At 75.2% G+C, this 18,072-nt stretch carries 19 protein-coding genes; 7 read left to right on the forward strand and 12 right to left on the reverse strand.

Annotated elements, in window-relative coordinates:
- Window positions 1–78 precede the first annotated feature (78 nt).
- The 8 genes from OO57_RS28670 to OO57_RS44195 form a co-directional block, all read right to left on the reverse strand.
- Window positions 79–951 carry a hypothetical protein gene (locus tag OO57_RS28670; RefSeq protein ID WP_033255604.1) on the reverse strand — a complete coding sequence of 291 codons (873 nt, stop codon included), beginning with the start codon at window positions 949–951 and terminating at the stop codon, window positions 79–81.
- Window positions 952–1,166: 215 nt separating this feature from the next.
- Window positions 1,167–1,535: a hypothetical protein gene (locus OO57_RS28675; protein WP_033255605.1), complete on the reverse strand. Its 369-nt coding sequence runs from the start codon at window positions 1,533–1,535 to the stop codon at window positions 1,167–1,169.
- A 57-nt stretch (window positions 1,536–1,592) separates the two neighbouring features.
- Window positions 1,593–2,264 (reverse strand): ubiquinol-cytochrome c reductase iron-sulfur subunit, encoded by a 672-nt coding sequence (locus OO57_RS28680; RefSeq protein ID WP_081974030.1) that lies wholly within the window; start codon window positions 2,262–2,264, stop codon window positions 1,593–1,595.
- Entirely contained in the window at window positions 2,261–2,878 is a 618-nt protein-coding gene (locus OO57_RS28685; protein WP_033255606.1) for a 4Fe-4S dicluster domain-containing protein, read from the reverse strand. The genes OO57_RS28680 and OO57_RS28685 overlap by 4 nt, the downstream gene beginning before the upstream one ends.
- Before the next feature lie 5 nt (window positions 2,879–2,883).
- Complete coding sequence (locus OO57_RS28690; RefSeq protein ID WP_033255607.1) at window positions 2,884–5,184, reverse strand: molybdopterin oxidoreductase family protein; 2,301 nt, start codon at window positions 5,182–5,184, stop codon at window positions 2,884–2,886.
- Window positions 5,181–6,305 (reverse strand): MFS transporter, encoded by a 1,125-nt coding sequence (locus tag OO57_RS28695; RefSeq protein WP_418909918.1) that lies wholly within the window; start codon window positions 6,303–6,305, stop codon window positions 5,181–5,183. Before OO57_RS28695 ends, OO57_RS28690 begins: the two co-directional genes overlap by 4 nt.
- A gap of 169 nt (window positions 6,306–6,474) precedes the next feature.
- The gene (locus OO57_RS28700; protein WP_033255644.1) at window positions 6,475–7,602 is read right to left on the reverse strand and encodes a DUF4037 domain-containing protein; all 1,128 of its coding nucleotides are present in this window, start codon (window positions 7,600–7,602) and stop codon (window positions 6,475–6,477) included.
- 41 nt (window positions 7,603–7,643) lie between these two features.
- A complete protein-coding gene (locus OO57_RS44195) occupies window positions 7,644–7,844 on the reverse strand; it encodes a hypothetical protein (RefSeq protein ID WP_033255608.1) in 201 nt (66 codons plus the stop codon).
- Window positions 7,845–8,176: 332 nt separating this feature from the next.
- Between OO57_RS44195 and OO57_RS28710 the strand changes: the two genes are divergently transcribed.
- From OO57_RS28710 to OO57_RS28720, 3 genes are all read left to right on the forward strand, one after another.
- Window positions 8,177–9,115: a GNAT family N-acetyltransferase gene (locus OO57_RS28710; RefSeq protein WP_081974031.1), complete on the forward strand. Its 939-nt coding sequence runs from the start codon at window positions 8,177–8,179 to the stop codon at window positions 9,113–9,115.
- Window positions 9,112–10,005, forward strand: coding sequence for a lysophospholipid acyltransferase family protein (locus OO57_RS28715; protein ID WP_051778364.1), 894 nt, complete (start codon window positions 9,112–9,114; stop codon window positions 10,003–10,005). The genes OO57_RS28710 and OO57_RS28715 overlap by 4 nt, the downstream gene beginning before the upstream one ends.
- Window positions 10,006–10,068: 63 nt before the next feature.
- A complete protein-coding gene (locus OO57_RS28720) occupies window positions 10,069–10,335 on the forward strand; it encodes a metal-sensitive transcriptional regulator (protein WP_033255609.1) in 267 nt (88 codons plus the stop codon).
- Window positions 10,336–10,432: 97 nt separating this feature from the next.
- Here the strand turns inward: OO57_RS28720 and OO57_RS28725 are convergent, their stop codons facing one another.
- Both OO57_RS28725 and OO57_RS28730 read right to left on the reverse strand, forming a co-directional pair.
- A complete protein-coding gene (locus OO57_RS28725) occupies window positions 10,433–10,699 on the reverse strand; it encodes a metal-sensitive transcriptional regulator (protein WP_033255610.1) in 267 nt (88 codons plus the stop codon).
- 197 nt (window positions 10,700–10,896) lie between these two features.
- Window positions 10,897–12,270 (reverse strand): MBL fold metallo-hydrolase, encoded by a 1,374-nt coding sequence (locus tag OO57_RS28730; RefSeq protein ID WP_033255611.1) that lies wholly within the window; start codon window positions 12,268–12,270, stop codon window positions 10,897–10,899.
- A gap of 231 nt (window positions 12,271–12,501) precedes the next feature.
- Between OO57_RS28730 and OO57_RS28735 the strand changes: the two genes are divergently transcribed.
- From OO57_RS28735 to OO57_RS28745, 3 genes are all read left to right on the forward strand, one after another.
- On the forward strand, window positions 12,502–12,876 hold the full coding sequence (locus tag OO57_RS28735; RefSeq protein ID WP_033255612.1) for a rhodanese-like domain-containing protein: 375 nt from the start codon (window positions 12,502–12,504) through the stop codon (window positions 12,874–12,876).
- Window positions 12,873–13,856, forward strand: coding sequence for a sulfite exporter TauE/SafE family protein (locus OO57_RS28740; protein WP_033255613.1), 984 nt, complete (start codon window positions 12,873–12,875; stop codon window positions 13,854–13,856). The genes OO57_RS28735 and OO57_RS28740 overlap by 4 nt, the downstream gene beginning before the upstream one ends.
- A 168-nt stretch (window positions 13,857–14,024) precedes the next feature.
- Window positions 14,025–14,600, forward strand: coding sequence for a rhodanese-like domain-containing protein (locus OO57_RS28745; protein ID WP_033255614.1), 576 nt, complete (start codon window positions 14,025–14,027; stop codon window positions 14,598–14,600).
- Window positions 14,601–14,802: 202 nt separating this feature from the next.
- Here the strand turns inward: OO57_RS28745 and OO57_RS28750 are convergent, their stop codons facing one another.
- Complete coding sequence (locus OO57_RS28750; RefSeq protein ID WP_158715258.1) at window positions 14,803–15,042, reverse strand: hypothetical protein; 240 nt, start codon at window positions 15,040–15,042, stop codon at window positions 14,803–14,805.
- Window positions 15,043–15,176: 134 nt separating this feature from the next.
- On the reverse strand, window positions 15,177–16,007 hold the full coding sequence (locus OO57_RS28755) for a pentapeptide repeat-containing protein (protein ID WP_033255647.1): 831 nt from the start codon (window positions 16,005–16,007) through the stop codon (window positions 15,177–15,179).
- A gap of 295 nt (window positions 16,008–16,302) precedes the next feature.
- Between OO57_RS28755 and OO57_RS28760 the strand changes: the two genes are divergently transcribed.
- A complete protein-coding gene (locus OO57_RS28760) occupies window positions 16,303–18,066 on the forward strand; it encodes a PP2C family protein-serine/threonine phosphatase (protein ID WP_051778365.1) in 1,764 nt (587 codons plus the stop codon).
- Window positions 18,067–18,072: the final 6 nt, after the last annotated feature.

Raw genomic sequence — 18,072 nt, forward strand, 5'->3', positions numbered from 1 at the left:
CGCTCCCCCACTCCCCGGCCCCGGCTTCCCCGCTCCCCCACTCCCCGGCCCCGGCTTCTCCACTCCCCCACTCCCCGGCTACCAGCCGGAGCCGCGGTAATGCGGCAGGTCGAGCGCGGTCGGGTCCATCGCCGCCAGCCACTGCCCGCCCCGGCGCAGCACCGGCGTCAGCACGATCTCCGGCTCCCCGTCGTACCCGGCCTGCACCAGGGCGTCGTAGCGGACGGGCCGGTGGGGGGCGGTCGCGGGCGTGGGCCGCTCGTCGCGGTGGCGGCGGGCCTGGGCGTCGAGGGCCTGCAGGGCGCGCTGCAGGTGCGGCTGCCAGCCGGGCAGGTGGTGCGGGTCGGCGGGGACGAGGTAGCGGGCGCCGGCGTCGATCAGCGCCCCGACCAGGCGGCCGAGCGCCTCGGTGCGCTCCAGGCCGGGCGGGATCGCTCCGAGGGCGTCGGCGATCGGGCGGGTGACGCGCAGCAGTGCCTCGTTGAAGTCGAGTCCGTGTTCGCCCTCGGCCTGCACCAGCAGGGCGCGCTGCTCGCCGGTGAGGTGCAGCCGGCAGGGGTGGGCGGCGCCTTCGGTGAGCAGTTCGGGCTGTCCGTGCCAGGTCACGGGGGTGTCGCCGAGCTGGGCCCACTCGGGCCAACTCACTTCTCCGCCGGGGTGTTTGACGGCGTGGCCGAGCGGGTGGTCGCCGACGGTGAGGATCTCGATCCGGGCGCCGACCACCTGGGCGGGTTCGGGGCGGACGACCAGGCGGCGGGTGGCCTGGTCCCAGTCGAGGCCGCCGGTGCGGGCGTCGACGGGTTCGGTGGCGGCGAGGGCGAGCGGCCGGTGGGGGTGGGCGTCGTGCATGTGGGCGACGGTGACCGGGACGAGGACGGCCGCGCGGAGGACGGCCTGCCGGTCGGGGAACGGCCTGGGCTGGACCGCCTCGGTGGTGAGTTGCTCCGACATGCGCCGTACCCTTCCCGCGCCCGTGCGGCGCGCACCCCCCGCGGGTGCCGACGCGTCCGGCCGGCCGCCCCGCGGTCTGTCCCGTCGGCCGTTCGCGCGGCCAGGGGGACAGCGTACGGGGCGCCGGCCGGTTCGGGAACGCGGTGGCGCGGACGGCGGCGAATCGTGACCGTTCGTGCCCTGTGCACCGCCGACGGCGCGCAACCTTCCTGCGGTCAGCGGTCGTTGGGGGAGATCCGCCAGGCGAGCAGGACGACCAGGAAGGAGGCGGCGCTGAACCCCGTGCACCACCAGGCGGTGGCCGTGTGGCCGCTCATCCAGGCGTTGGTGGCGGTGTTCAGGGCCCACAGCTGGCCGATCACGATGGTGACGGCCAGGGCGACCCGGGCGGACAGGATGGCCGACCGTTCGGGCTGCTGGTCGGTGCCCGCGCCGGGGCCGGGGCCGGTGGCGGAGACCCGCGGGTCGGCGTAGCCGGAGGTGGCCCGGATCTGCGGGTAGCGCTCGTGGACGGGCCGGTTGAGCCTGGGCTCGTCGCTGCCGGGGTGGTAGCCCTCCGGGTAGTGGCCTTCGGGAACGCTCATCACGCACCTCCACAGGGGAGTTGACGGATCGTCGGTTCAACTCGCGTGCCGGTCATCTCACTTGCCGCTCTTGCGGCTGGGGCAGTTGGCGGCGGCGATGAGTTCCGGGTCGCGCAGGGTCCGGCACACGCCGGTCAGTGTCTCCTCGCCGGAGCGGATGGTGCCGACCGCCCAGACCGAGCCGTCGGCCCGTTCCGCCATCACCACCCGGGGCAGCGGGCGGGGCGGCGGGCCGCCGGTGACCTCGCCGGTGCGGGAGTCGAACTGCCCTTCGTGGCACGGGCAGTAGAGGTCGCCGTCGGCGCCGTGGTCGCGCCGCCACAGCACGCCGCAGGCGAGGTGGGTGCAGACCGTGGAGTAGCCGACCAGGGTGCCGTCGGGCAGCCGGATCGCCATCGCCCGGTCGTCCTCGCCGGGGTAGTCGAAGGTGACCGCGTCGCCGGGTTCCAGCCGGTCGGCGACCCTCAACGGCGCTGCGGCGCCGTCGCCGTGGCGGTGCAGCACGCCGGCCGAGACCACCGTGGAGCCGACCACCAGGCCGCCGGAGACGGTGGCGACGATCCGCAGGTAGTCGCGCCGGGTGGTCAGCGAGTCGGCGCTGATCCGTTCCTTCAGCGCGGCCTGCTCGGCCCGGTGGCCGTCGGGGCCGTCGGGGCTGCCGGGGCCGCCGGGGCCGCCGGGGCCGCCGTCCGGGCCGTACGGCTGGGGGGAGTTGGCGGGGCTGGTCACGCCCTGGCTCCGTTCCCGGGCGTGGGGCGCCCGTTGACCTCGATCAGGTTCAGCATCCCGCCGGGGACGGGAGTTCGGCGCTCGCCCGGCACCACCATGGCGACGCCGGTGGAGACCACGGTGTCGCCGAACGCGAACATCGTGGAGACGTCCACGCCGGGCCGCTCGGCCTGCAGTTCCTCGACGGTGCCGTAGAACAGGGCGCCGGTGGGGCAGACCGTGGCGCACATCGGGGCCAGGCCGTAGGAGGTGCGGTCGTAGCAGAGGTTGCACTTCATCTGGAGCTTCGCCTCCAGATCGATCTTGGGCACGCCGAACGGGCAGGCGTTGACGCAGTTCGCGCAGCCGATGCAGCGGGTCGGGTCGGCCTCCTGCACCACGCCGTCCGCGGTGATCAGGATCGCCTCGGCCGGGCAGACCTCGGCGCACGGCGCGACCGGGTCCTCGCAGTGCATGCACACGGTCGGCAGCGAGGCGACGGTGTGGCCCTCGTCCGGGTAGTCCAGGTGGATCATCGACTTGCCCCGGTGCGAGTCGCACTCGCGGCAGGCCGACACGCAGGCCTGGCAGCCGATGCAGCGGCCCGGGTCGATGAAGATGGTGCGTCCCAGCATCTCGGTCAGCCCCTCTCGGCGGTGCCGCGGCCCTGCGGCGAGGTCGGCGGCAGCGGGTCGGTGCGCGAGACCTGGGCCTCCGGGTAGGCCTCGCGACCCGGCGGGACGGGCGGCGCGGGCACCGGGTCGATGGCCTCGGCCCGTTCGATCCGCACCGCGCACACCTTGTACTCGGGGATCTTCGAGCGCGGGTCCAGGGCGTCGACGGTCAGGACGTTCGCCGCGACGGGGTACGGCCAGTGGTAGGGCACGAACACGTGGTCGGGGCGGATCGCCTCGGTCACCAGCGCGGGCAGCACCTCGCTGCCGCGCCGGGTCACCACCCGCACCGGCTCCCCGTTGCGAAACCCGTGCGAGGGGTGCACCTCCACCCAGGGGCGGGGCGTCTGCTCGACCAGGCCGCCCAGGCGCCGGGTCTGGTTGCCGGACAGGAAGTGCGCGACGGTGCGCCCGGTGGTCAGCGTCATCGGGTACTCGTCGCTGTACGGGTCGGCGGGCGGGTGCCACTCCACCACCTGCATGTGCACCTTGCCGTCCGGGTGGGAGGTCCTGCCGCCCTCGAACAGCCGGGGCGTGCCCGGGTGGTCGAGGCTGGGGCAGGGCCAGGCGATGCCGCCGGTCTCCTCCAGGCGCTCGTAGGTGATGCCGTAGTAGTCGATGACGGTGCCCGCCGAGGCGCGGCGCAGTTCGTCGAAGACGTCCTTGGAGCCCTCGAAGGCGAACTTGCTGCCCTGGCCGAGGCGTCGGGCGATCTCGCACATCACCCAGGTGTCGGTGCGCACGCCCTCGGGCGGCTCCTGGGCCTTGTTGTGCTTGACCACCCGGGCCTCGGCGTTGGCCATGACGCCCTCGTCCTCGGCCCAGGTGGTGACCGGGAAGACCACGTGCGCGTTGGCGGCGGTCTCGGAGAGGAAGAAGTCGAACTGGGCGTGGAACTCCAGCTTGTCGTAACCGTCCTTCACCACCGCGTAGTTGGGCAGCGAGACGAACGGGTTGTTGCAGACGCCGATCAGGCCGCGGATCTCGCCGCGCTGCATCTGCCAGACCATCTCCATCATCGAGGTTCCGGCCTGCGGGAGTTCGGACTCCTCGATGCCCCAGATCGCGGCGACCTGGCGGCGGTGCACCGGGTCGTTGATGGAGCGGCCGCCGGGCAGCAGGTCGGACTTCTGGCCGTGCTCGCGGCCGCCCTGGCCGTTGCCCTGGCCGGTGATGGTGCCGTAACCGGCGCCCGGGCGGCCCAGGTTGCCGGTGGCGGTGCACAGGTTGATGACGGTCAGGCAGTTCTCCACGCCCTGGGTGTGGTGCTCGATGCCGCGCGCGTGCCAGGCCATCGCCCGGTCGGCCGTCCCGAACACCCGGGCCACCTGGACGATCTGCTCCGCCGGGACGCCGCAGATCTCGGCGGCCCGGCTCGGCGGGTACGCCTTGACGGCGGCCTTGACCTCGGCCCAGCCGGTGGTGTGCTCGGCCAGGAACACCTCGTCGGTGAGGCCCTCCTCGACGATGACGTGCAGCACGGCGTTGAAGAACGCCGAGTCCGTACCGGACTTGAGCGCGACGTGGATGTCGGCGGTGCGGGCGACCGCGGTCTCGCGCGGGTCGACGACGATCAGGGTGGCGCCGCGGTCCCGGGCGCCCCACACGTACTGGGTCATGACGGGGAAGCACTCGCCGACGTTCGACCCGGCGATCAGGAGGCACTGGGTCTGCAGGATGTCGGAGAACGGGTTGCCCGCCCGGTCGATGCCGAAGGCCAGCTTGTTGGCGCCCGCCGCGCTGACCATGCACAGGCGGCCGTTGTAGTCCACGTGCCGGGTCTTCAGCGCGACCCGGGCGAACTTGCCCACCAGGTAGGTCTTCTCGGAGAACAGGCTGGCCCCGCCGAGCATCCCGAACGCGTCCCGGCCGCTCTCGGCCTGGATCCGGTTGATCTCGGCGACGGTGAAGTCCAGCGCCTCCTCCCAGCCCACCTCCCGGAACGGCTCGTCGCGGCTGCGGCGCATCAGCGGCGCGGTCAGCCGGTCGGGGTGGTTGACCTGCTGGTACGCGTTGATGCCCTTGGGGCACAGGCGCATCCGGTTGATGTCGTGGTTGCGCGGCTCGACACCGAACACCTTGCCCTGGGCGTTCACCCGCAGGTACATGCCGCACTGCACGCCGCAGAAGCAGCAGTGCGTGGGGACGAGGGTCTGCTCGGTCTGGTCGGCCCGCCAGGCCGCGGCGGGCAGGCCGCCCGCGTCGCGGAAGTTGCGGGTCCCGAGCGGGGCGACGCTCGGGTCCAACGGGACGTGCTCGTGGCTCACTTGAACCCCCGCTTGACGTTCGACAGGTAGGCGGTGCCGCGCAGCACCCGCTTGCAACGGGGGCAGTACTCGGCCCACTCGTCGAAGCCCAGCTTCAGGTCGCGCATCGTGGCGCGCAGGTTGTCCACCGCCGCGACGGTGTCGATCGGCTGGCCGCAGCGCTTGCACGCCTGCAGCTCCTGGTCGTCCGAACCCTTGCGCCGCGCCGTGTACTTGAACAGCTGCATGCCGACCGCGGCCGGGCGCTGCACGATGTGGAAGAACTTGCCGAACGGCAGGTAGACCAGGGTCAGCACGACCGAGGCCATGTGCAGGATCGCCAGGAACTCGTAGCCGCCGCCGTGCAGGAACATCTCCGAGAAGGTCAGCAGCAGGCCGGTGACCGAGATGGTGATCAGCGCCAGCAGCGGCAGGAAGTCGTAGCCGAAGCGCTGGCCGGTGGTCGCGGCGCGGTCGCGCATCCGCCGCCACAGGAAGTAGCCGGCGCCGCCGATCACCATCACCGCGGCCAGGTCGAGGCCGTGGTAGAGCGCCCAGCCGAGGAAGCTGCCGGAGTCGAAGCCGAACAGCCGCAGGCCCCACAGCCGCATCTCGTAGCCCGGCCCGGCCGCGCTGGCGGAGGTGAAGGTGAACCAGCCCCAGGTCAGCGGGAAGGTGATCGCCGCGGCCAGCAGGCAGCCCCAGAAGATCAGTTGGTGTGCCGCCCAGCGGGCGTGCGAGCGGGCGCCGAGGAACTTCTGGAAGCCCAGGTAGGTGGCGATCATCTTCGGCAGGGCGGCGGGCGAGCGCTTCAGGTTCTCCCAGGACAGCGCGGCCTTCCAGCCCTGCACGAACATCCGGCGGGCGGCGGGCGCGGAGACCCACACCACGTAGCGGTACACCACGCCGAAGGTGAGGAACACCGTGGCCACCGCGTACGGCACCAGCGCCGAGTCGAAGTCCCGCAGCAGGCGGCTGCCCAGCACGATCGCCACCACCAGCAGCACGCTCGCCGCCCCGGCGATCAGCGAGGCCCGCACCGCCGTCGTCCGGGTGGTCGAGGCCACCACCCCCGGCGCGCCGCCCTCGACCTGGCTGTCACCGATCGGTCTGCCCTGCGGGGGCGGCGCTGTCCCGGCCACGCGCACTCTCCTAGCGCTCGACGAGCCACTCGATCTGACGTTCTCTCCGCCGGACGCTAGCGATCACCCCTGCGGGGTGCCCGCCCACTGCGCCACCAGCGGCGCGTCGCTGGGCCGAACGGGCGAGCGGTCGGCGCGCCCGACCATCCCGGCGGCGCCGGGGCGGGGCTCAGCCGAGGGCGTCGACGGCGGCCCGGACGGCCTGCGGGTGGGCGAGCAGGTCGGTGCTGTCGGCCCACTGGTCGACGGCACCGGTCAGCGGCCGGTCGCGCAACTCCGGTGCGGTGACGGTCCGTTGCAGGGCCCGGGCGAAGCGGTCGGCGTGCAGGACGAGGTACGGGCGGTCGTGGTAGCGGCGGCAGGCCGGGTCGAGCGGCTCGGTCAGGCCGAGCGCGTTGTGGGCGCGGGCCGCGGCCTCGTACGCCGCGCACAGGTGCCGTTCGCGGGCGGCCTGGTCGGGGGCGGCGAGGGCCGCGCGCAGGGCGGGGGCCAGCGCGGGGGCGCTGCCGAGGCGGGCGAAGGCGCTGCCGAGCCACTTGCCGTACGGGGCGTAGCGGCGGTCCGTCAGGAAGGCCAGCCGCATCAGGTCGCGGACCAGACGGGCGGTGAGCAGGGCCGCGCCGAGCTCGTCCCCGGCCTCGGCGCAGCGGCCGACGAACGCCTCCTCCTGGGCGATCCGCTGCCACTGGCAGGCCAGCAGGTGGCGCCACACCTGGTCGGGGTACCAACGCAGGCGCTCGCGGGCGGCGGTGAGGGTGCCGAGGCCGTCGTGGAAGAGCGCGCCGCCGGTGAACTCGGCGAGCCGCTGCTGCGGGAGGGCCAGCCAGTCGACGGGGCCGGGGGCGCTGTCGGCCCAGGCGGCGGCGGGCGGGCCGAGGCGCTCGGCGAGCCAGCCGGGCAGGTCGTGGACGGTGACGCGGTGGTCGACCGGGCCGTCGGCGGGCGGCGGGGCGAGGTGGCTGACCGGGTTGTCCGGGTCGCCGGTGGCACGGTAGTGGGTGGACCAGCCGCGGACGTGCCCGGGCAGGCGTTCGGCGAGCAGTTCGCGGATCGCGGGGCCGTGGCGGCGGGCGTCCGCCGGGTCCAGGAAGAGCTGTAGGCGCGGCCCCCAGTCGTGGTCGGCGGAGCGGGCGCTGTCGAAGCCGAGCACCTCCGATCCGGGGCCGATCCGCGCGGCCGCGTGGCGCAGGCCCGGGTGGGCGCGCTCCAGGAGCGGGCGGACGGCCTCCTCGTACAGCGCCCGGGCGAGGTCGAGGCCGGGGACGAAGGGCGGGGCGGCGGGGCCGGGTGCGGTCATGCGGCCCACTGTGGCGGAGCACGACCGGAGGGGGCCACCGCTTAACGGGCGGCTCGACGTGCGGCGGTCAGACCCGCGAAGACCAGGGCGGTACCCGCGCCGCCGGAGGCGCGCAGCGCGGGGCCGGTGGTGGCGGCGGGCAGGGCGCCGGAGGTGAGTCCGTCGGCGGCGAGGGCGAGCGAGCCCAGCAGTCCGAGCCACCGGTACCGGCCCGGGTGGGCGTTCGCGCCCGTGTGCGGCATGTCGGGAACGCTGGCAGAGGGGCGTGACTCCCGGGGGAAGAGTCGGCGTCCGCCAAATGGCCGGGGGGCGACCGGATCACGCCGTGCGCAGGCCGCGGCGGGTGCCGGGGCCGGGGCGTGCCGCGGGGCCGAACCCGGCATTCAGCACGTGCACATCTGGTCTCCCACGGACGGCCATCTCAGGGCCAGTCGGGTCGGGGAGACATACGGGTGCCGCCCGTGGCCGGCGCCGCCGGACCGGCGGTCCGGGTGCGAGCGCCCCTGTCGTTGCGTGCCGTCCCGTGCCGTCCGTCGCCACCCTACCGCGCCCCGAGATCCCGGAGAGTCCCGCCATGACCACCGCCCCCGCCCGTCCCGGACAGTTCCCCGCCCAGCCCGCCCGGCCGTCGTCGGACCGGCGGCCCGAGCCCCAACCGCCCACGTACCAGCTGGCGTTCGCCCGGACCATGGAGGACGTGCGGGACGCCCAGCGGCTGCGCCACCAGGTGTTCGCGGACGAGATGGGCGCGGTGCTGGACTCGCCGCTGCCCGGCCTGGACGCCGACCCGTTCGACGAGTTCTGCGACCACCTGCTGGTGCGCGAGCAGCCCGGCGGCGAGGTGGTCGGCACGTACCGGCTGCTGCGGCCCGAACAGGCGCGCCGGGCGGGCCGGTTGTACTCCGACAGCGAGTTCGACCTGGCCCGGCTGGGCGGGCTGCGGGACGGGCTGGTGGAGGTCGGGCGGTCCTGCATCGCCGCGGCGCACCGCGGCAACGGCGCCGTGATCAACCTGATGTGGGGCGGCATCGCCCGCTACATGACCGCCACCGGCAACGCCTGGCTGGCGGGCTGCTGCTCGGTGCCGCTGGCCGACGGCGGCGCGACCGCCGCCGGGGTGTGGGACGCCGTCTCCGCCAAGCACCTGGCCCCGCCGCAGTACCGGGTCACCCCGCTGCGCCCGTGGTCGGCGCGGGGCGTGTCCCGTGAGGGCCGCACGCCCGTCCCGGCGCTGCTGCGCGGCTACCTGCGGCTGGGGGCGTGGGTGTGCGGCGAGCCCGCCTATGACCCGGACTTCGGCGTGGCGGACCTGTACGTGCTGCTGTCGCTGGAGCGCACCGACCCGCGCTACCTGCGGCACTTCCTGGCGGCCGCGGCGGAGCTGCCGGTCTCGGCGGTCCTCGGGGGCGCCCCGGGCGGGTCCGGGCCCGCTCCCGTCCCCGGGCCCGCTCCCGTCCCGCCGGTCGCCGTGGCGTCGCCGCGCGGAACGGCGTCCGCGGGGACGGCGGCATGAGCGCCTGGCTGCCGACCGCGCCGTGCACGCCCGGCGACTGCGTGACGGTCGCCGGGCCGCGGGCGGGCCTGCCGGTGCGGGTGCTGCGGCTGGCCGGCTGCCTGCTGGTGCTGGCCGCCGGGCTGGCGGCGGTGCCGGTGGTGCGGGCGCTGGCGTGGCTGCCCGCGGAGCGGCTGGTGCGCTGGTGGGCGCGGCTGCTGCTGGCCGTGCTGGGCGTGCGGGTGCGGGCGGTCGGCGTGCCGGGGCGGCACTCCGGCGGCTCGCTGCTGGTGTCCAACCACGTCTCGTGGCTCGACGTCCTGCTGGTCGGCTCCGTCCGGCCGGGCCGGATGCTGGCCAAGAGCGAGGTCGGCCGCTGGCCGGTGCTGGGCCCGCTGACCTGCTGGGGCGGCACGATCTTCATCGACCGCGAGCGGCTGCGGGCGCTGCCCGGCACGGTCGAGGAGATCGCGGCGGTGCTGCGCCGCGGCGGGCGGGTGGTGGTCTTCCCGGAGGGCAGCACCTGGTGCGGGCGCGGGGGCGGGCGGTTCCGCCCGGCGCTGTTCGAGGCGGCGGTGCGGGCGGACGTCCCCGTGCAGCCGGTGGCGCTGCGCTACCGCACCGCGGACGGCCGTCCCAGCACCGCGCCCGCGTTCGTCGGCGAGGACGGGCTGCTGGCCTCGGTGTGGCGGGTGGTGTCGGTGCGGGGCCTGCGCGCGGAGGTCGAGTTCCTGCCGCAGCTGCCGCCCGCGCTGTTCCCGGACCGGCGCCGGCTCGCGGCGGCGGCCCAGCGGGTGGTGGAGCACCTGCGGGACTCTTCCGGCGCTCCCGGCCGCACTGCCCGCGCGCACCCCGTGGAACGTCCGGCCCGGGTGGCGGGGCCCGCGCGGGCGGTGGGGGTCGGCGGGTAGGCGGGCGGGTCGGGTGCCTCCCGTATGATCGGGCGAGTTCAGAAGAGGGCGAGGAGGTGCTCGATGCAGGTGGACGAGGAGGCCGTCGGCGCGGTGCTGAACCGGCTGCGCCGGGCACAGGGCCAGCTGAGCGGCGTGATCGCGATGATCGAGGCCGGGCGCGACTGCAAGGACGTGGTCACGCAGCTCGCCGCCGTCTCGCGCGCGCTGGACCGGGCCGGGTTCAAGATCCTCGCCAGTGGCATGCGCCAGTGCCTGGCGGAGGCCGAGGAGGGGACCGCCCCGATGACGGAGGCGGAGCTGGAGAAGATGTTCCTCACCCTGGCCTGACCGCTGCCGCCCGCCGTGCACCGCGCCGGAACGCGGTGCACGCGAGCGGCTTTCCGCTCGCTCAAGCAGCGGTGCACGCGAGCGGTTTTCCGCCCGCTCAAGCAAGGGCCAGGAAGAGCTTCTCCAGTTCGGCCTCGCTCATCGGGGCCGCGCCCTCCTCCGACTCGGCCAGGCACTGGCGCATGCCGCTGGCCACGATCTTGAACCCGGCCCGGTCCAGGGCCCTGGAGACGGCGGCGAGCTGGGTCACCACGTCCTTGCAGTCGCGGCCGGCCTCGATCATCGCGATCACGCCGGCCAGTTGGCCCTGTGCCCGGCGCAGCCGGTTCAGCACCGCACCGACGGCCTCGTCGCCCACCTGCATCGGGTCTCCTCCTCGTCCTCGGCGGGCGCCGGTCGCGGCCCGCCCCCGGGTCCGTACCGCACCGTGCGGCGCGGCACCCATACCCCCTCCGGTATCAACCCGCCCGGCGGGCGGCGCATTCCCTCGCCCGCCGGACGCCCCGGCCCTCCCCCGTTGCCCCCGTTGCCCCCTGTTGTCCTCTGCTGCCCCCGGGCGGCTCAGGCCGCGGCCTCCCAGGCGCCGTAGCCGCCGAGCAGGTCGGAGGTGTGCGGGTGGCCGTGGTGGCGCAGCAGGCTGGCCGCGATGGAGGAGCGGTGGCCGCCCGCGCAGTGCACGACGACCTGGCGGTCGCGCGGCACCTCGGCGATGCGGTGCGGGAGTTCGGCGAGCGGGAGGTGGACGGAGCCGGGGATGTGCCCGTCCGCGCGCTCGCCCTCGCCGCGGACGTCGATGACCAGCGGCGGTTCGGCTCCGGCGAGTTCGGTGCGCAGGTCGGCGACGGTGCGGCGGGGCGCCCGGCGCATCTGCTCGGGGACGGCGCGGAAGGCCGTCTCGGGGTCGGCGAGGTATCCGGCGACGCGGTCGAAGCCGATCCGGGCGAGCCGGGTGACGGTCTCCTGCTCACGGCCCCCGGGGGCGATCACCAGCAGCGGCCAGGCCGGGTCGAGGACGGTGCCCGCCTGCTCGGCGAAGCGGCCGTCGGCGGGGACGTTGACGGCCCCGGCGAGGTGCCCGGCGGCGAACTCCAGCGGGTCGCGGGCGTCGACCACCACCGTGCCCTCCTCGGCGCGGCGGGCGAGGAAGGCCCCGGCGTCCAGCGGGACGGCGAGCGCGGCGGCGTCGAACAGGTCGCGCTCGCGGCGGTTGAGGTCGGCGTCGTAGCCGAAGTAGCCGGGCGCGGTGGGCTGTCCGGCGGTGACGATGGCCACGAACTCGTCCTCGGTCATCGGCGCGCAGGCGTAGTTGGTGGCGCGCTGCTGCCCGATGGTGGACTGCCGCTCGGTGGACAGGTTCTTGCCGCAGGCGGAGCCCGCGCCGTGCGCGGGGAAGACCCGGACCTCGTCCGGCAGCGCCATCAGCTTGCGCTGGACGCTGTCGTACAGCATCCGGCCGAGCTGGTCGGCGGTGACGCCCGCGGAGGCCAGCAGGTCGGGGCGGCCGACGTCGCCGACGAACAGCGCGTCGCCGGTGAGCACCCCGTACGGGACGGCGTCCTCGGCGTGCTCGCGGACCAGGACGCTGATCGACTCGGGGGTGTGACCGGGCGTCTCCACGACCTCCAGGACGACGTCGCCGAGGCTGATCCGCTCGCCGTCGGCGAGCTTGCGGATCGGGTACTCGGTCTCGGCGCGGCGGCCGTAGCCGATCCAGGCGCCGGTGCGGTCGGCGAGTTCGAGGTGGCCGGAGAGGAAGTCGGCGTGGAAGTGGGTGTTGATGACGCCCACGACCGTGAAGCCGCGGGACCCGGCCTCCGCGAGGTACTCGTCCACGTCCCGCCGCGGGTCGACCACCACGGCGCGGCCGGTGGTCTCGTCCGCGATCAGGTAGGAGGCCTGGGAGAGGCAGTCGAGGTAGTACTGGGCGAAGAACACGGGAGTCCTCTTCTCTGCGTCGGGTGAGGGTGCGGCCACATCCGGGCCCGGATACCCCCGTAGGTATTGTTGCAGGCAGTTCTCGGCCAGGAGGCCCGCCGGGGCGATACCGGTGGGGGTATATGCTCGAAACCAACGATATACCCCCGCCGGTATCTTCCCGAGGACGGTCCACCGCCCCGGGACCCGCCGGAACCCCCCGTACCGCCCGCCCAGCCCCAGGAGGACACCGTGGCCTGGACCCCTCAGCCACCCGCGCCCGCGCAGATCGACCCCGCCGAGGCGCACCGTCTGGCCGCCGCCGGGGAGGCGGTGCTGCTCGACGTCCGCGAGCCCGAGGAGCACGCCGAACTGCACGCACCCGGCGCGGCCCTCGCCCCGCTCGGCGACCTCGGCACCGCCGCGGGCCTCGGCGCCGCGCGGGCCGCGGGCGGCGGACGGCTGGTGCTGGCGGTGTGCCGCTCCGGGAGCCGCTCGCAGACGGCCACCGAACTGCTGAACGCGCACGGGCTGCCGACGGTGAACGTGGTCGGCGGGATGCGCGCCTGGCTGCGGGCCGGGCTGCCCGTGCACCGGGACGCGTGTCGCTGCGGCGGCGCGATATGAGCACCGTCCTGCTCGCGCTGGCCGCCGGCGCGGTGGTCGGCCTGGCGCTGGGCGGGCTCGGCGGCGGCGGCAGCATGCTGGCCGTCCCCGCGCTGATCTACCTGATCGGGCTGACGCCCGGCACCGCGACCACCGCCAGCCTGCTGATCGTCGCCGTGACCTCGCTCACCGGCCTGGTCGCCCACGCCCGGGCCGGACGCGTCCGCTGGCGCGAGGGGCTGCTGTTCGGCGCGGCCGGACTCCCGTTCGCCGCACTCGGCGGCGCGCTCTCCCGCCACCTGCCCGGCCCCGCCCTGACCGCCGCGTTCGCGCTGCTGGCCGCACTGGCCGCCTGGCGGATGCTCGCGGGCGGGCGGCGGACGGCGGGCGGCGCGAGTGACGGCATCGGTGACGCCGGCCGTGACGTCGGTGACGCCGGGTGCAAGGTCGGTGACGCCGGGTGCGAGGTCGGCGTCGGTGGCGCGGCGCGTCCGGTGGTGCCCGCAGCCGCGGTCGCTCGGACGCCCGGTGGCGCGGGGGCGGCGGTCGCCCTCGCGACCGAGATGATCCCTGCGGGGACGAACTCCGTTCCGGCTCCCCTCCCGGGCGCTGCCGGGCCCGCGCCCCGGGTGCCCATTCCGGCGCGGCGGGCCGCGCTGGCGGGGGCCGGACTGGGCGCGGCGACCGGGGTGCTGGGCGTCGGCGGCGGGTTCCTCGCGGTACCCGCACTGGTGTCCTTCCTGGCGTTCCCGATGGCCGAGGCGATCGGCACCAGCCTGCTGGCGATCACCCTGAACTCGCTGGCCGCGCTGCTGCCCCGGCTGGGCGTGGCCGCCGAGATCCCGTGGTCGACGGTCGGCCCGTTCGCCGCCGCGGCGATCCTCGGCGCCTGGGACGGCAAGCGGCTCGCGGCCAAGCTGTCCGGTCGCACGCTGCAGCGGCTGTTCGCCGGGGCCCTGCTGGCGGTCGCCGCCCTGATGCTGGTGGACGCCGTGCTCTGACGCCTGCATGGCCACCGCTCCCAGGTTCTCCGGCCCTCCGGTCCCCGGCACCGCTCGGGCATCCTTGGACGTTCCCCCTCTCCTTTTGTCCCGTTTCCTCCCCTCCCTGCCCGGCCCGTCCACACCGCGCGCCGGGGACATCCCCTCCCGAAAGGTCCGACCCGCCCCATGACCACGCCCCTGACCGTCGAGCAGCTCCAGCCCCGACTGCACGAGCTGACCGTCATCGACGTCCGCTCCCCCGGCGAGTTCGCCGGGGGGCACATCCCGGGCGCCCACAACGTGCCGCTCGACCAGCTGACGCAGGCCCTGCCCGCGCTGCGGGCCGCTGCCGAGCGCGGCGAGCTGGCCGTCGCCTGCACCTCCGGCGCCCGGGCCCTGAACGCCTGCGAGCAGCTGTCCTCGGCCGGCGTGCAGGCGCTGCTCATCGACGGCGGCACCTCCGCCTGGGCCGCCAATGGTGGAACACTGAACCGGGTGCCGGGCCAGAAGGCCCGCTGGGCGATGGAGCGGCAGGTCCGGCTGGTGGCCGGTTCGCTGGTGCTCGCGGGCATAGTCGTCGACGTGGCTGTCCCGGGCGTGCGCTGGGTGTCGGCCGCGATGGGCGGCGGCCTGCTGTTCTCGGCGGTCAGCAACACCTGCACGATGGGCTCGCTGCTGGGCAAGCTCCCGTACAACCGCCCGCGCAACTCCGGTGCCGCACTCGGCGCGACGCTCACCGCGCTGCGCGACGGCAGCAAGTGACGTCTTCAGTGCGGTAGTTCGGGAATTCCGGGCGGCCCGGGCGCAGCGGATGGTGTCCGCGCATTTTCCCTGATCTCTCGTCAGTTCTCTTGCAGTTGCGGGTAGTTCGGCCCCCGGTACCCCTCCCCTGGTCGGGGCGGGGTGCCGGGGGCCTTCGTGCGCCGGCCGGGGAGGGGCCGACTCGGCGCCGCAGTGGGGCGGTTCAGCGAGTGACGGCCGCTCCCTGGGGGGCGGGGGTGGTCGTGGTGGCGGCCGGGGTGCAGGAAGCGGCGGGGGCAGCGGTGCCGTAGTGGTTGGCCAGCCAGAAACCGGCCAGTAGGCCCGCCACGCCGAGTGCCTTGTGGCGGTTGCGCTTCCACCACGAGGGCGTGCCCGCGGCCATGAACCGCAGTTGGGTGAAGTCCGGGTGTTCGCTGGGCGGTGCGTCCTTGAACATTCCCATCGCGGATGATCCTCCTCTCGCGTCGGGGAGTTCATGACCATACGCCCGGTTCCGCCCCGACCGCAGGCAATTAATCCCGATTCACCGGCCTGCGCGCGCCCCCGCGCGCCCCCTTCCGCGCCCCGCGACGGGTCTCACCAGTGCGCGGGGCGGGCCAGTGCGGCGCCGATGCGGGTCTCGGAATCGCCCTTGGCGGAGTTGAGTTGGGGCTGCGTGAGGAACAGCGCGCCGGTCAGGTCGGCGCCCCGCAGGTCGGCGTCGCGCAGGTCCGCGCCGATCAGGTCGGCCTCCCGCAGGTCCGCGCCGGACAGGTCGGCCGCGATCAGGCAGGCGCCCCGCAGGTTGGCCCCGCGCAGGTCGGCGCCGCGCAGGCGGGCCCCGATCAGGTCGGCGCCCCGGTGGTTGCGCTTCTTGCCGGGCAGTGCGTTCCGGGTCAGTTCGCTTGCCCGGAGCAGGAGTTCGCTGGCACCGGCCCGGATCCCGGGGACGTCGGCGGCGATCAGCGCGGCGGCGTCCCGGAGGGTCAGTTCCTCGATCCCGTCGAACGCCCGGCGGAGTTCGGCGTGCACCGGCCGGGCCTTCGGGAGTTCCAGCGCCTCGGCCAAGTACCGCAGCAGCTCGTGGAGTTGGCGCATCACCGGGAAGACCTCGAACATCTGCCCGGCGGTCTGCGGGTCCTCCCGCCAACTGCGTCCGCCGAAGGTGTGCCGGGAGACCTTCTGCCCGGCTCCGAAGCAGTCGAAGACCGTGCAGCCCTGGTAGCCGCGCTCGCGCAGGACGGAGTGGATACCGCAGCGGTGGTCGGCCTGCAGGTTGCGGCAGGGCGTGCCGGCGTTCTTGTTCGCCGCGAAGTCGGCGGACTTGGCGAAGGGCAGGGCGACGCAGCACAGCCCGAAGCAGGCGGAGCAGTCGGCGAGCAGGTCGAGTCGACGGCCGGTCGGGACGGGGTGCTGCTGGTCGGTCACGGTGCGGAGCCTCCGGTCGCGGGGGTGGTGGTGCACCCCATTCTCCCCGGCGGACCGGCCGTGCTCGAACCCGCACCCGTACCTGCACCCGCACCCGTACCTGCGCCCGCACCCGCACCCGCACCGCGAGGCGACAGCACTCCCCGTGTCGGGTTCGGCTTCGGCGGATCCGGCGAGTATGGCGCGGTCCCCGGGTGCGGATCGCCCGGGCTGCGGGGGTGCCGGGCCGTGCGGTACGGCGGCGCACCGGGCCCGCCGCGGCTCCACGGGGGACGTGCTGAGGGAGGAGTCACGGGTGCGGCCCGAATCGGCGGGCGACGGCTCGACGGATTCGCTGCTCGCGGCTGCCGCCGCGGCCCTGCGGGTGGAACGTGACGCGCTGGTCGGCGCCCTGCTCGGCCAGTTGCCCGTGGCGGTGGCGGTGCTCGACGGCGAGCTGCGCTGGCGCTACCTGAACCCGCCGTTCCAGCAGGTCACGGGCGTGTCGCCGACGGCCGTGCCGGGTCGCCCCGTCGAGGACCCGGACCGGGCCCTCCCGCGCGTCCTGGCCGACGGGCGGCCGCGTTCCGGGACGTTCGCCGGGCGGCCCGCCGACTTCCGCAGGCTGGAGGTGGACGGCGCGCCGGTCGGCCTGCTGGCCGTGCTGCCGGGCGGCGCCGGCACGCACCGCGCCGAGCTCGAACGCGTCCGGGCCCGGTTCGCCCTGCTGGAGGCCGGTTCGGAGCGGATCGGCACCACCCTCGACCCGGACACCACCTGCGCGGAACTCGCCGCGTTCACCGTCCCCGGCTCCGCCGACCTCGCCCTCGTCGACGTGCTGCCGCTCGACACGCCCGACACCGGCGACACCGCCACCGCCACCACCACGCCGGGCAGTGCCCGTACGCTCCCCCGGCTGCGGCGCGCCGCCACGGCCTGCGGGAAGGAGCTGCCCGACCTGCCCGACCGGCCCGACCCGTTGGCGACCGTGCCCCCCGGCGGCCCGGCGGTGCGGCACCGCCCCGGCTCGGTGGCCGCCCGGGCGCTCGCCGAGGGCCGTCCGGTGGCCGCCAACCTGCTGTCCGCCGAGGAACTGGCCGCGCTCGTACCCGACCGGGCCGCCCTGTCCGCGTGCCGGGCCGCGGGCGTCGACTGCCTGCTCGCGGTGCCGCTGATCGCCCGCGGACGGCCCCTCGGGGTGCTCACCCTGGGCCGGGCGCACGGCAGTTCGCTCGGCTTCACCGACGAGGACACCGAACTCCTCGCCGCGCTCGCCGGGCGCGCCGCGCTCACCCTCGACCACGCCCGGCGCTACGCCCGCTCGCAGAACACCGCCCTGGAACTCCAGCGGGCCCTGCTCGCCGAACCCGGCAACCCGCACCCCAACCTCGAACTCGCCTCCCGCTACCTGCCGTCCGGCATCACCTCCGTGGTCGGCGGCGACTGGTACGAGACGGTGCGGCTGCCGTTCGGACGGACCCTGCTCGCGATGGGCGACGTGATGGGGCACGGCGTCGAGGCCGCCGTCGACATGAGCAACTACCGCTCCACGCTGCGCTACGTCGCCGCGATGGACCTGCCGCCGCACCGGATCCTGCGCCAGCTCGACACCCTGATCGCCGAACAGGAGAACGCCCGCCCCGCCACCTGCGTGCTGGCTCTCGCCGACCCCGCCCGGTCCCGCTGGACCCTCGCCAGCGCGGGCCACCTGCCGCCCGCGCTGCTCACCCCGCACGCCACCGAGCTGATCGCGGTGCCGACCGGCCCGCCCCTGGGCACCGGCGTCGGCGGCTACGAGCAGACCACCATGGAGCTGCGCACCGACCACGCCCTGCTGCTGTACACCGACGGCCTGGTGGAGCGGCGCGGCGAGGACATCGACGCCTCGCTGGCCCGCCTGTCCGCACTCCGACTCCCCGCCGGGGGCGCGCTCGGCTCCGGCAGCGCGCCCGGCTTCCCGCCCGGCTCCTCGCTCGACTCCCTGCTGGACGCCACCCTCGCCGCGCTCGCCCCGGAGGACGCCGAGGACGACATCGCCCTGCTCGTGGCCCGGGTCCGCCACCGTACGTCGCCGTCCTGACCGGGC

It is taken from the genome of Kitasatospora phosalacinea (assembly GCF_000717185.1).
Taxonomy (GTDB): Bacteria; Actinomycetota; Actinomycetes; order Streptomycetales; family Streptomycetaceae; genus Kitasatospora; species Kitasatospora phosalacinea_A.

Bases quoted from the DNA above. Each gene is read 5' to 3' on its own strand.
- OO57_RS28710 (WP_081974031.1), top strand. From the start codon at position 8,177: ATGACCACCGCCCCCGCCCGTCCCGGACAGTTCCCCGCCCAGCCCGCC.
- OO57_RS28740 (WP_033255613.1), top strand. From the start codon at position 12,873: ATGAGCACCGTCCTGCTCGCGCTGGCCGCCGGCGCGGTGGTCGGCCTG.
- OO57_RS28750 (WP_158715258.1), bottom strand. From the start codon at position 15,042: ATGGGAATGTTCAAGGACGCACCGCCCAGCGAACACCCGGACTTCACC.
- OO57_RS28670 (WP_033255604.1), bottom strand. From the start codon at position 951: ATGTCGGAGCAACTCACCACCGAGGCGGTCCAGCCCAGGCCGTTCCCC.
- OO57_RS44195 (WP_033255608.1), bottom strand. From the start codon at position 7,844: ATGCCGCACACGGGCGCGAACGCCCACCCGGGCCGGTACCGGTGGCTC.
- OO57_RS28675 (WP_033255605.1), bottom strand. From the start codon at position 1,535: ATGAGCGTTCCCGAAGGCCACTACCCGGAGGGCTACCACCCCGGCAGC.
- OO57_RS28745 (WP_033255614.1), top strand. From the start codon at position 14,025: ATGACCACGCCCCTGACCGTCGAGCAGCTCCAGCCCCGACTGCACGAG.
- OO57_RS28720 (WP_033255609.1), top strand. From the start codon at position 10,069: ATGCAGGTGGACGAGGAGGCCGTCGGCGCGGTGCTGAACCGGCTGCGC.
- OO57_RS28700 (WP_033255644.1), bottom strand. From the start codon at position 7,602: ATGACCGCACCCGGCCCCGCCGCCCCGCCCTTCGTCCCCGGCCTCGAC.
- OO57_RS28725 (WP_033255610.1), bottom strand. From the start codon at position 10,699: ATGCAGGTGGGCGACGAGGCCGTCGGTGCGGTGCTGAACCGGCTGCGC.
- OO57_RS28685 (WP_033255606.1), bottom strand. From the start codon at position 2,878: ATGCTGGGACGCACCATCTTCATCGACCCGGGCCGCTGCATCGGCTGC.
- OO57_RS28715 (WP_051778364.1), top strand. From the start codon at position 9,112: ATGAGCGCCTGGCTGCCGACCGCGCCGTGCACGCCCGGCGACTGCGTG.